The organism is Streptomyces polygonati (assembly GCF_042650325.1).
GTDB classification, from domain to species: domain Bacteria; phylum Actinomycetota; class Actinomycetes; order Streptomycetales; family Streptomycetaceae; genus Actinacidiphila; species Actinacidiphila polygonati.
In genome coordinates, this window is the sequence record NZ_JBHSBB010000010.1 from 197,220 (window position 1) to 209,832 (window position 12,613).

The following is a 12,613-nucleotide window of genomic DNA, read 5'->3' on the forward strand; positions in this document are numbered from 1 at the left end:
GGACCGTACTCCGTGAGGACCCCAAGTGGAACTGGCTTATTACTCGGACTACGCCGTGCGCCTGGTCAACACCGAGGCGCCGTTGCGGGGCACCGACGCGCTGACCTCGGTGGAGGCGGTACGGGAGCTGTTCGGGTCCTCCACCCAGGCCGCCAAGGTGGTGGACGCCGACATCGCCCGGCTGCGCGGTGTACGGACCCGGCTGCGCGGGATCTTCGAGGCGGCCGACGAGGGTGACGAGGTCCGGGCGGTCGACCTGCTGAACCAGCTGATGCTGGAGTTCCCGGTCAGCCCGCAGATCTCCGGGCACGACTTCCTCAACGAGGACACCGGCCGGCCCGACTGGCACATGCACCTCGCCGAGCAGGCGGCGAACGCCGGCGCGGGCTACTCGGCGAGCGCGTGCATGGGACTGGCGGTGCAGCTGACCTCGCTGGGCGTGGACCGGCTGGGCATCTGCGAGGCGATGCCGTGCCGGAACGCCTATGTCGATACATCGACAAACCGTTCGCGCCGGTACTGTTCCGACCGGTGTGCGACCCGCGCCAACGTAGCGGCCTACCGGGCCCGCAAACGTCTGGAGAACGAGCGGTCGGCGCGCAGCGGCCGCACACAGGACGCCGCCCAGGTGGCCCACGCGCCCGCGCCGGCCACCGAGCGCTGAACCTCCCGGGGCGGCCGGAACCGCGCCCGGGCCCTGGCCAGCACCAACTCGTCCGGCACCGTGCCGAACTCCCGGCTGTCGTTCTCCACGAACGCGTTGTCGCCCATCACCCACCAGCCGCTCTCGCGCCGCTCCACGGCGCGTTTGACGATCAGCAGATCCTGTTGCAGCGGATGCCGCAGCACCACCACATCCCCCTCGCGTACCAGCTCGGCGCCGCTGCTGATCTTCTGGATCAGCAGCCAGTCCCCGTTCAGCAGCGTGGGCGCCATCGACGGACCAGTGACTTCGACCAGCTGCCAAGACAGCCTGGCCCCCTGCTCCCGCATCCTCCGCCTCCTGGTTCGTTTCTCCACCGCCCCAAGAGTGGCACCAGACTTTTGTCCTAAGCCACCTGGGGCACCCGAGAAAACGAGTGCTCCAGGGAGTAATGTCCCACCTGAAAGACGATCACGAGGAAGGACAGCCATGTTCACTCGCCTGTTCGCGCCGAAGGTCAAGGTCAGCGCCCACTGCGACCTGCCCTGCGGTGTCTACGACCCGGCCCAAGCCCGCATCGAGGCCGAGTCCGTCAAGGCGGTCCAGGAGAAGTACCAGGCGAACGAGGATGCGGATTTCCGCACGCGTGCCATCCTGATCAAGGAGCAGCGCGCCGAACTCGCCAAGCACCACGTCTCGGTGCTGTGGAGCGACTACTTCAAGCCTCCGCACTTCGAGAAGTACCCCCAGCTCCACCAGCTGGTCAACGACACGCTGAAGGCCCTGAGCGCCGCGAAGGCCTCCAACGATCCCGCGACCGGCCAGAAGGCCCTGGACCTGATCGCCCAGATCGACAAGATCTTCTGGGAGACCAAGCAGGCCTGACCGCCTGTTCCCTGGTCACTCCGGGTGCGCCCGGCCCGTCTTCACCGACGGGCCGGGCGCACACGTTTGCGGCGCCCGTCCGGGTGATACGCCGACAGGGCCGTACGGTCAGAACTCGCCGGCCAGCTCCTGCAGCAGGCGCCGCTTCGGCCGCGCGCCGACCAGGACCTTCACCGGGGCGCCGGCCCGGAAGAGCAGCAGGGTCGGCATCGACATCACCCCGTAGGCCGCCTGGGTGACCGGATTGGTGTCCACATCGAGCGAGACGATCCGCAGCCGGCCGGACTCCTCGGCGGCGATCTCGGCCAGCACCGGGGCGATCATCCGGCACGGCGGGCACCAGGAGGCGGTGAAGTCGACCAGTATGGGGAGTTCGCTCGCCAGTACCTCGGCCGCGAAGGTGTCGTCCGTCACCTCGGTCACGGGCGAAGGTGCCGTAGTGGTCATGGGTATGTCCTCTCGTCGGGCGGATCGGCCGCGTTGACGGCCAGTTCGCACATCGGCTCGCCCTCCCCCGCCGCCGCCTCCTCGGCGAGCGCGAGCTGGGCCGCCACCTGCGCCCGCACCTCCCGCAGCCGCTCCACGCACGCGTCCAGCTCCGCCAGCTTCCGCCGGTAGACCGCCAGCGACGCCTCGCAGGTGTCGCCCGCCGGGTGGCCGGCCCGCAGGCAGTCGACGAACGGCCTGGTCTCCTCCAGACCGAAGCCGAAGTCCTGGAGCGCGCGGATCTGTTCGAGCAGCCGCAGGTGCTGTTCGCCGTAGCTGCGGTAGCCGTTGCCGGTGCGGTCGGCCGGCGGCAGCAGGCCGAGGGACTCGTAGTAGCGGAGGGTCCGGGGGGTGGTCCCGGCCCGGCCCGCGAGTTCGCCGATGCGCATGTCCACGACGGTAGACCTTGACGTGCACGTCAACGCCAGCGCCGGAACGCGCGGTGTCCGGGGCGGATTTCCGGCCCGTACCGAGGAGCACGGGGCGGCACCCGGGATCGCTGGCAAAAAGTTCCAGGATTTACGTCCCAGAGGTTGCTGACTGCCATTCACTCTCGGAAGGCTGCCTCCAGCACTCCTGCCCATGCACCCCCACACGTACCGCGAGGAGCCTGGATGCATCTCCCCCTCGGACACCCCACCCGTCACCGGGCGGCAACCCTGGCCGCGGCCCTCTCACTGCTGGCCGGCCTCTGCGTCGGCGCGGTCTCCAGCACGGCCGGCGCGGCCGACCCGCAGTCCACCCGGCAGGGCGAATTCAGCGCGGCGGCCCAGGAGTTCGGCGTACCGCTGCCGGTCCTCGAAGCGGTGTCGTACAACGAGACCCGGTGGGAGGCGCACGCCGGGCAGGAGAACGCCCAGGCGGGCTACGGCCCGATGAACCTCACCGACCTCACCACCAGGGAACTCGACGCTGACGGCCTGACCACCCGGTCCCCGCGCTACGCCGATCTGCTCACCGCCCCCGCCGAGCACACCGCGGCCGCCGCCGCGCACCTGCTGGGCACCGGCACGGCCGGTGTCGAGTCCGACGAGACCCTGAACATCCGCGGCGGCGCGGCGCTGCTGGCCTCCTACGCCCGGAGCTACGGCCACGGCCGGCCGCCCAGGACGGTCGACGGCTGGTACGCGGCCGCCGCCCGCTACAGCCAGGCCACCGAGGACAAGGTGGCGCAGGTCTTCGCCGACCAGGTGTGGAGCACCATGACGGCCGGCGCCGACCGCACCACCCAGGACGGCCAGCGGATCACCCTGGCGCCCGTCCCCCGGCTGCGTCCCGACCGCGCCGACGTCCGCAAACTGGGCCTGACGGAGGTCACACCGCCGCCGGGCACCCAGCGGCCGCAGTGCCCCGCCTCGCTCGGCTGCGACTTCATCCCGGCCGCGTACGCCCTGCTGGACCCGTCGAACCCGGCCGACTACGGCAGCCACGACCTCGCCGACCGCCCGCACGGCCTGCCGATCCGCTACATCACCCTGCACAGCACCGACGAGACCTACGACGGCACCCTCGACCTCTTCCGCGACCCGACCTACGCGGCCGGCGCCCACTACGTCGTCCGCTCCCAGGACGGCCAGGTCACCCAGATGATCCCCACCCAGGACATCGCCTGGGACAGCGCCAACCGCTCCTTCTACCAGCACTCCATCGGCATCGAGCAGGAGGCGTGGGCCACCCACGGCGCCACCTGGTTCAGCGAGCCGCTGTACCGCTCGACGGCCGCGCTGGTGAAGTACCTGGCCGCCACGTACGACATCCCGCTGGACCGCGCCCACATCCTCGGCCACGACAACATCCCCGGCAGCAGCGAGGGCGGCATGGCCACCCAGCACTGGGACCCCGGACCCGGCTGGGACTGGCAGCACTTCTTCGACCTGCTGGGCGCCCCGATCCACGCCACCGCCGGGCCGGGCGCCGCCGTCGTGGCGATCAAACCGGGCTTCGCGGCGAACCGGCAGACCACCACCTACTGCGACGACGTCCAGGGCTACAAGCAGTTCCCGGGCCCCTACCAGAGCTTCGACTGCCCGGTGACCTCCGCCGACGCCCCCGCGAGCTTCGTCCCGCTGTACACCGCGCCCGACACCGCCGCCCCGCTGCTCGCCGACCCCTATCTGCACCCGACCGGCACCGGCACCACCGCGATGAACGACTGGGGGGACAAGGCCCCCACCGGTGAGCGGTACGTGGTCGCCGAGCGGCGGCCGGGCTGGACCGCGATCTGGTTCGGCGGCCAGGAGGCCTGGTTCCAGGACTCGGCCCGCCACCCGGCCGCCGTCCCGGTGACCGCCGCCCGGATCGTCCCCAAGCCGGGCCGGACCTCGATCCCGGTCTACACCACGGCCTATCCGGAGCCCTCCGTCTACCCCCCGGACTTCATCGCCTTCGAGGGCGGCACCGCCCCCCGCCCCCAACTCCCCCGCACCGAATACACCATCCCGGCCGGCCAGTCCTATGTCGCCGCCGGCCCCCCGACCGACACCGACTCCTACTACGCCCTCTACTACGACGGCTCGGCCCCCTACGACCGCCACGACTTCGTGGGCACGACCCAGGTCTACGAGATCACCTACAACCACCGCATGGCCTTCGTCGACGCGGCAGACGTGGACGTCATCCCCGCAGCGTAGAAGGCTCCCAAGGGCCGAGGGCACCGCGGACCGAGCCCCGAAGGGGCGCGGGGAACTGCGCGACCAGCCACGACGCACCCGCACCCACCCGCGGCGCCCTCACCCCACCCGGTCACCCTCCAGCGCCGCGTGCGTCACCCGCAGCGCCCGGCTCGACACCTCGTACGTCCGCTGCGCCACGCACACGAACAAGCAGTCCACCACCACCAGCTGGCTGATCCGGCTGGCCATCGCCCCGGGGCGAAACGTCGTCTCCCGGCCCGCCGACACCAGCACGAAGTCGGCGAGCCGGGCCGCCGTGGACAGCGGGTGATTGGTGATCACCACGGTCACCGCGCCGCCGGCGGAGGCCCGCCGCAGCGGCTCCAGCACGTCGCGGCTCTCGCCCGAGTGCGAGACGGCGAGGAACACATCGCCCTCGCCCAGCAGCACCGCGCTGGTCAGGGCGGACTGCGAGTCCCCGTGCGCGTGGCACGGCCGGCCGATCCTGGCCAGCTTCTGCTGGAGGTCCTGGGCGACCAGCCCGGACGCGCCGACCCCGGCCAGATGCAACTGCCCGCCGCCGCACACCGCCCGCACCGCACCGGCCAGCTGCTCCGGGTCCAGCTGCGTCGCGGTCTCCCGCACCGCCTGCGACTCCGTGTGCACCAGCTTGGCGATCACCTCGGCGGTGGAGTCCTCCGGGGTGATCCCGGAGGTGAGCGTGGAGCGCGGCGCCTGCCGGGCGGCGGACGCGGCCAGCGCCAGCCGCAGCTCCGGGTATCCGGCGAAGCCCAGCGCCCGCGCGGTCCGGACGATCGACGACTCGCTGGTGCCGGCCAGCGTGCTCAGCTCGGAGATGGTGCTGCGGGCGACCTGCGCGGGGTCCTCGACGATGAGCGAGGCGATCCGCGCGGCGGCCGGGGTGAGGGAGGGCAGCAGCCCGCGCACGGTCGCCGTGAGCGCGTCACCCGAATGGCCCGCGTCACTGGCCGCAGTGTCGCTCTGTGATCCGGACCCCACGGGCCCCGGGACGTTTTCGTGCACGGAAGAAGAATGCACCGTGAATCCCGGCCGCGGGACCGCCTGCGCCGTATTCTCCGTCCCCGCCCGTCCCCCGCCCGCGCCCACCGCCGTCGCGCCGAGTGTCACCCCACCGGGTGACACTCGCTCCCCGCGGCGGGCGAGAATGGGCGATGTGAGCGAACCCCTGGAGCTGTCGCTGCCCTCACCGGCGGTCGAGGTGGCGGACGAGCGGCTGGCGCGCCGGGGGGTGCGGCTGGCGCTGAAGCGGGACGACCTGATCCATCCCGAGCTGACCGGGAACAAGTACCGCAAGCTGCGGCTGAATCTGGTCGCGGCGCGGGAGGGCGGCCACCGCGCGCTGCTGACCTTCGGGGGCGCGTGGTCGAACCACCTGCGGGCGACAGCCGCCGCCGGGCGGCTGTTCGGTTTCCGGACGGTCGGGGTGGTGCGGGGCGAGGAGCTGGCCGGCCGGCCGCTCAACGCCTCGCTGGCCCGGGCCGCCGCCGACGGCATGCGGCTGGACTTCGTGGACCGGGCGACATACCGGCGCGCCGCCGAACCGGAGGTGATCGCCGGACTGCTGGCGCGGCACGGCCCCGCGTACGTCCTGCCGGAAGGCGGGTCGAACACCCTGGCGGTACACGGCTGTACGGACCTGGGCCGGGAGATCGGCGACAGCGCCGACGTGGTGGCGGTGGCCTGCGGGACCGGCGGCACCCTGGCCGGGCTCGCGGCCGGCCTGCCGGGGACCGCCGAGGCGGTCGGCTTCGCGGTGCTGCGCGGCGACTTCCTCACCGGCGAGGTGCGCCGGCTCCAGCAGGCGGCCTTCGGCGACACGCGCGGGCGGTGGCGGGTGGAGAACCGCTTCCACCACGGCGGTTACGCGCGGACCAGCCCGGAGCTCGCTGCCTTCGCCGCCGATTTCGCGGCCCGCCACGGCCTCGTCCCGGACCGCGTCTACGTCGCCAAGATGCTGCACGGTGTCTTCACGCTGGCGGCCGAGGGCGCCTTCCCGCCGGGCACCAGGGTCACGGCCGTGGTCACGGGCTGAGCCGCACCCGGGCAGCGCGACGGTCCCATCACCGCGCCGCCCAGGGGCCTGCCGCGTCCCGCCGCCTCCCACCGCGTACCGGCCGGGTACCGGCCGCGCAATGGTTGGGCAACGGATCAGCGACCCTTACACACGCCGCGCCATTCACCCGTAACCTGGGACGTGATCCGTAACCGGGCGAATTCCCCCGCGAATTGGGCCCCCGGACCACCATCCACGGTATGTGCCCCTACGCTTACCATGGGTGACGGTTCCGGCGGTGTCCCTGCTCCGTCCGGGCGACATCGACCTACGGATCGCGATAGCGTCACTGCGAACCAGAGCAATCACTGTGTGCCACCTTGGAGGTGAGGGTGTCCCAGATCGCAGGCGAGCCCGGGTCGAAGGACTTCGTCGAGGTCCGGCTGCCCGCTGCGGGGGCCTATCTGTCGGTGCTGCGGACGGCCACGGCCGGACTCGCGGCCCGGCTGGACTTCACCCTCGACGAGATCGAGGATCTGCGGATCGCCGTTGACGAGGCGTGCGCGATCCTGTTGCAGCAGGCCGTTCCCGGTTCTGTGCTGAGCTGTGTCTTCCGGCTGGTCGGGGACTCGCTGTGGGTGACCGTTTCGGCGCCCACCACCGACGGCCGCGCGCCGGAGCGGGACACCTTCGCCTGGACGGTGCTGTCCGCGCTGGCCGGCGAGGTGGACTCCACCGTCGCCGAGGACCGGACGGTCAGCATCAGCCTGCACAAGAAGCGCGGCGCCGTACCGGGACTGTCGTGAGGCCGCAGTCGTGATGACGCCAGCAGAGACCCCCGGTCCGCCCGCGGAGCACGACGTGCCCGCGGTACGCGGACGTGTGGGCGTACCCGCTCAGCAGCCGGCCGCGACGGAGCCGAGCCCCCTCGGGCGGCGGAACGCGGCCCGGCCGCATCCCGAACCGGGCGACGCCGCCCGGCCCGGTGCACAGGTCCGTGGAAGGGCCCCGATGGAAGTGACGGACGCGGCGGAGCAGGCGGACCCGATGGATCAGCACGAAGACGCGGCGCCGCCACGGGCCCCGGAGCACGCGGAGCCCTCGGGCGCGGAGCCGTCGACGGCCCCGGATTCGCCGGCCTCGGATTCGCCTGGCGCTGAACCGTCCGGGGAAGACGCCGGGGAGGACGCCCAGGAACCGGAGCGGCACGATCCGCACGACCGCTCGGGCGCCCGCGCCCTCTTCGTCGAGCTGGGCAAACTGCCCGACGGCTCCCCGGAGCGGGCCGAGCTGCGCAACCAGCTGGTACGGATGCACCTCCCGCTGGTGGAGCACCTGGCCCGCCGGTTCCGCAACCGGGGCGAGCCGCTGGACGACCTGACGCAGGTCGCCACCATCGGCCTGATCAAGTCCGTCGACCGCTTCGACGTCGACCGGGGCGTGGAGTTCTCCACCTACGCCACCCCGACGGTGGTCGGTGAGATCAAACGTCACTTCAGGGACAAGGGCTGGGCGGTACGGGTGCCGCGCCGCCTCCAGGAACTGCGGCTGGCCCTCACCACCGCCACGGGCGAGCTGTCGCAGCGGCACGGGCGGGCACCCACCGTGCACGAGCTGGCCGAGCACCTGAAGATCTCCGAGGAGGAGGTGCTGGAAGGGCTGGAATCCGCCAATGCCTACAGCACGCTCTCCCTGGACGTCCCGGACACCGACGACGAGTCCCCAGCCGTGGCCGACACCCTCGGCTCGGAGGACGAGGCGCTGGAGGGCGTCGAGTACCGCGAGTCCCTCAAGCCGCTGCTGGAGCAGCTGCCGCCGCGGGAGAAGACGATTCTGCTGCTGCGGTTCTTCGGCAACATGACCCAGTCGCAGATCGCCCAGGAGGTCGGCATCTCCCAGATGCACGTCTCCCGGCTGCTGGCCCGCACGCTGGCCCAGCTCCGCGACAAGCTGCTGATCGACGAGTAGCCCGCACCGGCCCGCCGCCCGGCGTACGCCACCGCCGGCCTCCCGCTGTCAGGAGGAGGCCGTGCGGGTGAGGCCGAGTGCCTCGGTGGTGGAGGGGCTGACCAGCAGGACCAGGCCGGCCAGCGCGAGGACGCCCAGGACGGCGCCGCCGGCGACGACCGGGCCGTCGCTGTGCAGCATCGTCCAGGCGACGGGCAGCGAGAGCAGCTGCATGATCAGCGCGGGTCCGCGGCTCCAGCGGCGGGCCCGGCGCAGGCCGTAGGCGGCGCCCAGCGGGACGGCGGCGAGCAGCAGCACCACCAGGCCGGCCAGCACCGCCTTCCCGCCGCCGGTGAAGACCATGGCGACGCCCCAGCCGACCACGGCGAGGCCCTCCAGCGCGGCCACGCCCGCGGCCAGGGTCAGGCCCAGCGGCGGCTGCCCGGCGGCTTCGGTCCCCGCGGGCTTTCCGGCCGGCGTCCCGGCGGGTTTTCCCTTGATCACGGCGGCGTTCACGGTGTCGTGCGGGGCGGCGTGCGGGGTTTTTTTCACGCTTTCACTCACCACGTCGGGCCCGCCTTTGTTTCCACGGGCGGCCGGGGCCGCCTTGCGGGAGGCCGCTGGCGCGCCGGGCCGGGGGCGGCGTTCGGGGGTCTGGCTCACACCGGCCAGCGTAGCCGGGTAGGAAAAAGGCTGGGTACGCTGATGACCATGCGCGCTCTCCTCGTGGTCAACCCCGCCGCCACCACCACCAGCGCGCGGGTCCGCGATGTGATCGGTACCGCGCTGGCCAGCGACCTGAAGCTCGAGGTCGCGACCACGGAGTACCGGGGGCACGCCCGTGACCTGGCCCGGCGGGCGGCCGAGGGCGGCGAGACCGAACTCGTCGTGTCCCTCGGCGGCGACGGGACGGTCAACGAGATCGTCAACGGCCTGCTGCACCACGGCCCGGACCCCGACAGGCTGCCCAAGCTCGCCGTGGTGCCCGGCGGTTCCACCAATGTCTTCGCCCGGGCCCTGGGGCTGCCCAACGACGCGGTGGAGGCCACCGGGGCCCTGCTGGACGCGCTGCGGGCCGGGACGTCGAAGACGGTGGGCCTGGGGCTGGTCAGCGGCACTCCGGGCACCGAGGACGAGGGTGTGCCGGCCCGCTGGTTCACCTTCTGCGCCGGTATGGGCTTCGACGCCGGCGTCATCGGACGGGTCGAACAGCAGCGGGAGTTGGGCAAGCGCTCCACCCCGGCGCTCTACTTCCGCCAGGTGGCCCGGCAGTTCGTCGCCGACCCGCACCGCCGGCACGGCACCATCACCGTGCGGCGGCCGGACGAGGAACCGGTGTCCGAACTCATCACGGCCATAGTCTGCAACACCGCGCCCTGGACCTATCTGGGCAGCCGGCCGGTGTACGCCTCCCCCAACGCGTCCTTCGACACCGGCCTCGACCTGCTGGGCGTCACCAGGATGTCCACCTTGTCGGGGGCGCGTTACGCGACGCAGTTGCTCCGTTCCACGCCGGAGCGAGGACCGCACGGAAAGTACGCCCTCACGCTGCATGATCTGACCGACTTCACCTTGCAATCGCAGGCGCCATTGCCCTTCCAGGTGGACGGTGACCACTTGGGGCTGCGTACGAGTGCGACCTTCACAGGCGTACGCCATGCACTGCGTGTGATTGTGTAAGTCGAAGAGCCTAAAGTCCTTTTACTCGAACGTTTAGGCTGCCCTGCACCCCATGGAAGTACGGCTGTGACCGATGCGACACCGAGGAATCAAAAAAAACTTTCCTGAAGGGGTTGTATCTACCGCCGAGGTTTGCGAGTCTCTAGGTGGCGATCGGGACGGCCGACCAAGAGGCCCCCTTGAGAGCCCGAATCTCCTTCCTCACACCAGCGGGACAGCTCCAGCAAAGGCTGGGTGGCGTCCCGTTCGCTGTGCGGCGATTCGTGAAAGCGTTCACATTCACAAGCAACGTGCTTGTCACACAAGGAGTTGGAGCAGCCATGGACTGGCGTCACCGCGCCGTTTGCCGCGAGGAAGACCCCGAGCTCTTCTTCCCCATCGGCAACACCGGTCCTGCGCTGCTGCAGATCGAGGAAGCCAAGGCCGTCTGCCGCCGCTGCCCCGTCATGGACCAGTGCCTTCAGTGGGCACTGGAGAGCGGCCAGGACGCCGGTGTATGGGGTGGCCTCAGCGAGGACGAGCGTCGTGCGATGAAGCGCCGCGCCGCCCGCAACCGGGCCCGCAACGCCACAGCCTGATTCACAGCCTTCCCCCCGAGCCGCAGCGCGCAGCACCTGCCAACACACGCGCAGCATCGTGAAGTACCCCCGTACCAACGACGGTACGGGGGTACTTCTTTGTGTGCGGGTTTGTGTGCTGGGGCCCGGTTTCCGGAGCGGCCCGGCCTGCGGGGCATCTCGGTCCCGGGGGCGGCGGTCAGCTCTCCAGCGGGAGTTCGAGGATCACGCGGGTGCCGCCCTCGGGGGCCGGGAGCATGTCGAAGGTGCCGCCCAACTCCCCCACCACCAGGGTGCGGACGATCTGGAGGCCGAGATTGCCGGCCTGCTGGGCGTCGAAGCCGGCCGGCAGGCCCCGTCCGTCGTCCTGGACGGCCACCGTGACCTGATCGCGGCCGCGGCGCACCGAGATCTCCACCGTGCCGCTCTCGCCGGGGCCGAAGCCGTGCTCCAGCGCGTTCTGCAGGAGTTCGGTGAGCACCATGGCCAGCGGGGTGGCGATCTCGGCGGTGAGGATGCCGAACTTGCCGCTGCGCCGCGCGGTGACCCGGCCGGGTGAGATCTCCGCCACCATCGCCAGCACCCGGTCCGCGATCTCGTCGAACTCCACCCGCTCGTCCAGGGTCTGCGACAGCGTCTCGTGCACGATGGCGATCGAGCCGACCCGGCGGACCGCCTCGTCCAGCGCCTCCCTGGCCGCCTCGGAGTCCATCCGGCGGGCCTGGAGCCGCAGCAGGGCGGCCACCGTCTGGAGGTTGTTCTTCACCCGGTGGTGGATCTCCCGGATGGTGGCGTCCTTGGTGATCAACTCCCGCTCGCGGCGTCGTAGTTCCGTGACGTCCCGGAGCAGCACCAGCGAACCGATGTGGGTGCCCTTGGGCTTGAGCGGGATGGAGCGCAGCTGGATCACCCCGTCGCCGCCCTCGACCTCGAACTCCCGGGGTGCCCAGCCGCTGGCCAGTTTGACCATCGCCTCGTCCACCGGACCCCGCTCCGGGGCGAGTTCCGCGGTGGCCTGGCCGAGGTGCTGGCCCACCAGGTCGGCCGCCAGGCCCAGGCGGTGGTAGGCGGACAGCGCGTTGGGACTGGCGTACTGGACCAGGCCCTCGGCGTCCAGCCGGATCAGCCCGTCCCCGGCCCGCGGCGAGGCGTCCATGTCCACATGCTCGGAGGGGAAGGGGAAGGACCCGGCCGCGATCATCTGGGCCAGGTCGGAAGCGCTCTGCAGATAGGTGAGTTCGAGCCGGCTGGGCGTGCGCACGGTCAGCAGATTGGTGTTGCGGGCGATCACACCGAGCACCCGCCCGTCGCGCCGTACCGGGATGGACTCCACCCGGACCGGCACCTCCTCGCGCCACTCCGGGTCGCCCTCCCGGACGATGCGGCCCTCGTCCAGGGCCGCGTCCAGCAGCGGGCGCCGGCCTCTGGGGACGAGATGGCCGACCATGTCGTCCTGGTACGAGGTGGGTCCGGTGTTGGGCCGCATCTGGGCCACCGAGACATAGCGCGAGCCGTCGCGGGTCGGCACCCACAGCACCAGATCGGCGAAGGACAGATCGGAGAGCAGTTGCCACTCCGAGACGAGCAGATGCAGCCATTCGAGGTCGGAGTCGTCGAGGGCTGTGTGCTCGCGTACGAGGTCGTTCATGGAGGGCACGTCTGCGAGCGTACCGTCCGGCGCGGCCGGACCGGGTTCCGCGCTGTCGGGCACACGGCTATGGGGCAACGCGCGTTTGAACATGTGTTTGCCGAATAGCCCCGGCGGGAA

At 71.5% G+C, this 12,613-nt stretch carries 14 protein-coding genes; 8 read left to right on the forward strand and 6 right to left on the reverse strand.

Features of this window, described 5'->3' with window-relative positions; all coding sequences use genetic code 11:
- Positions 1–25 precede the first annotated feature (25 nt).
- Positions 26–664, forward strand: a complete 639-nt coding sequence (locus tag ACFO3J_RS13510) for a CGNR zinc finger domain-containing protein (protein ID WP_386429506.1) — start codon at positions 26–28, stop codon at positions 662–664.
- Here ACFO3J_RS13510 and sodX read toward each other — a convergent pair.
- On the reverse strand, positions 559–993 hold the full coding sequence (gene sodX / locus ACFO3J_RS13515) for a nickel-type superoxide dismutase maturation protease (RefSeq protein WP_386429508.1): 435 nt from the start codon (positions 991–993) through the stop codon (positions 559–561). The two genes, ACFO3J_RS13510 and sodX, sit on opposite strands and share 106 nt — an antisense overlap.
- Positions 994–1,132: 139 nt before the next feature.
- On the opposite strand from sodX, the gene sodN reads away from it, so the two are divergent.
- Positions 1,133–1,528 (forward strand): superoxide dismutase, Ni, encoded by a 396-nt coding sequence (sodN, locus tag ACFO3J_RS13520; RefSeq protein ID WP_386429510.1) that lies wholly within the window; start codon positions 1,133–1,135, stop codon positions 1,526–1,528.
- Between the two features lie 108 nt (positions 1,529–1,636).
- Here the strand turns inward: sodN and trxA are convergent, their stop codons facing one another.
- Positions 1,637–1,975, reverse strand: coding sequence for a thioredoxin (gene trxA, locus ACFO3J_RS13525; protein ID WP_386429512.1), 339 nt, complete (start codon positions 1,973–1,975; stop codon positions 1,637–1,639).
- On the reverse strand, positions 1,972–2,403 hold the full coding sequence (locus tag ACFO3J_RS13530; protein WP_386429513.1) for a MerR family transcriptional regulator: 432 nt from the start codon (positions 2,401–2,403) through the stop codon (positions 1,972–1,974). The genes trxA and ACFO3J_RS13530 overlap by 4 nt, the downstream gene beginning before the upstream one ends.
- Before the next feature lie 225 nt (positions 2,404–2,628).
- On the opposite strand from ACFO3J_RS13530, the gene ACFO3J_RS13535 reads away from it, so the two are divergent.
- Positions 2,629–4,644, forward strand: coding sequence for an N-acetylmuramoyl-L-alanine amidase (locus ACFO3J_RS13535; RefSeq protein WP_386429515.1), 2,016 nt, complete (start codon positions 2,629–2,631; stop codon positions 4,642–4,644).
- A 99-nt stretch (positions 4,645–4,743) separates the two neighbouring features.
- On the opposite strand, the gene ACFO3J_RS13540 is transcribed toward ACFO3J_RS13535, so the two are convergent.
- A complete protein-coding gene (locus ACFO3J_RS13540; protein ID WP_386429516.1) occupies positions 4,744–5,670 on the reverse strand; it encodes a MurR/RpiR family transcriptional regulator in 927 nt (308 codons plus the stop codon).
- A 142-nt stretch (positions 5,671–5,812) separates the two neighbouring features.
- Between ACFO3J_RS13540 and ACFO3J_RS13545 the strand changes: the two genes are divergently transcribed.
- The 3 genes from ACFO3J_RS13545 to ACFO3J_RS13555 all read left to right on the forward strand — a co-directional run bounded on the left by ACFO3J_RS13545 (position 5,813) and on the right by ACFO3J_RS13555 (position 8,629).
- Positions 5,813–6,700, forward strand: a complete 888-nt coding sequence (locus ACFO3J_RS13545; RefSeq protein ID WP_386429517.1) for a 1-aminocyclopropane-1-carboxylate deaminase/D-cysteine desulfhydrase — start codon at positions 5,813–5,815, stop codon at positions 6,698–6,700.
- 353 nt (positions 6,701–7,053) lie between these two features.
- Positions 7,054–7,467 (forward strand): ATP-binding protein, encoded by a 414-nt coding sequence (locus tag ACFO3J_RS13550; protein WP_093740726.1) that lies wholly within the window; start codon positions 7,054–7,056, stop codon positions 7,465–7,467.
- A gap of 205 nt (positions 7,468–7,672) precedes the next feature.
- Positions 7,673–8,629, forward strand: a complete 957-nt coding sequence (locus tag ACFO3J_RS13555) for an RNA polymerase sigma factor SigF (protein WP_386429519.1) — start codon at positions 7,673–7,675, stop codon at positions 8,627–8,629.
- 48 nt (positions 8,630–8,677) lie between these two features.
- Here ACFO3J_RS13555 and ACFO3J_RS13560 read toward each other — a convergent pair whose 3' ends face one another.
- Positions 8,678–9,172: a hypothetical protein gene (locus ACFO3J_RS13560; protein ID WP_386429520.1), complete on the reverse strand. Its 495-nt coding sequence runs from the start codon at positions 9,170–9,172 to the stop codon at positions 8,678–8,680.
- A 147-nt stretch (positions 9,173–9,319) separates the two neighbouring features.
- Between ACFO3J_RS13560 and ACFO3J_RS13565 the strand changes: the two genes are divergently transcribed.
- On the forward strand, positions 9,320–10,288 hold the full coding sequence (locus ACFO3J_RS13565; protein WP_386429521.1) for a diacylglycerol/lipid kinase family protein: 969 nt from the start codon (positions 9,320–9,322) through the stop codon (positions 10,286–10,288).
- 320 nt (positions 10,289–10,608) lie between these two features.
- A complete protein-coding gene (locus ACFO3J_RS13570; protein ID WP_093742218.1) occupies positions 10,609–10,866 on the forward strand; it encodes a WhiB family transcriptional regulator in 258 nt (85 codons plus the stop codon).
- 178 nt (positions 10,867–11,044) lie between these two features.
- Here ACFO3J_RS13570 and ACFO3J_RS13575 read toward each other — a convergent pair whose 3' ends face one another.
- Complete coding sequence (locus ACFO3J_RS13575) at positions 11,045–12,502, reverse strand: sensor histidine kinase (protein WP_386429523.1); 1,458 nt, start codon at positions 12,500–12,502, stop codon at positions 11,045–11,047.
- Between the last annotated feature and the right edge of the window lie 111 nt (positions 12,503–12,613).

Bases quoted from the DNA above. Each gene is read 5' to 3' on its own strand.
- sodX (WP_386429508.1), bottom strand. From the start codon at position 993: ATGCGGGAGCAGGGGGCCAGGCTGTCTTGGCAGCTGGTCGAAGTCACT.
- sodN (WP_386429510.1), top strand. From the start codon at position 1,133: ATGTTCACTCGCCTGTTCGCGCCGAAGGTCAAGGTCAGCGCCCACTGC.
- trxA (WP_386429512.1), bottom strand. From the start codon at position 1,975: ATGACCACTACGGCACCTTCGCCCGTGACCGAGGTGACGGACGACACC.
- ACFO3J_RS13530 (WP_386429513.1), bottom strand. From the start codon at position 2,403: ATGCGCATCGGCGAACTCGCGGGCCGGGCCGGGACCACCCCCCGGACC.
- ACFO3J_RS13535 (WP_386429515.1), top strand. From the start codon at position 2,629: ATGCATCTCCCCCTCGGACACCCCACCCGTCACCGGGCGGCAACCCTG.
- ACFO3J_RS13545 (WP_386429517.1), top strand. From the start codon at position 5,813: ATGGGCGATGTGAGCGAACCCCTGGAGCTGTCGCTGCCCTCACCGGCG.
- ACFO3J_RS13555 (WP_386429519.1), top strand. From the start codon at position 7,673: ATGGAAGTGACGGACGCGGCGGAGCAGGCGGACCCGATGGATCAGCAC.
- ACFO3J_RS13565 (WP_386429521.1), top strand. From the start codon at position 9,320: ATGCGCGCTCTCCTCGTGGTCAACCCCGCCGCCACCACCACCAGCGCG.
- ACFO3J_RS13570 (WP_093742218.1), top strand. From the start codon at position 10,609: ATGGACTGGCGTCACCGCGCCGTTTGCCGCGAGGAAGACCCCGAGCTC.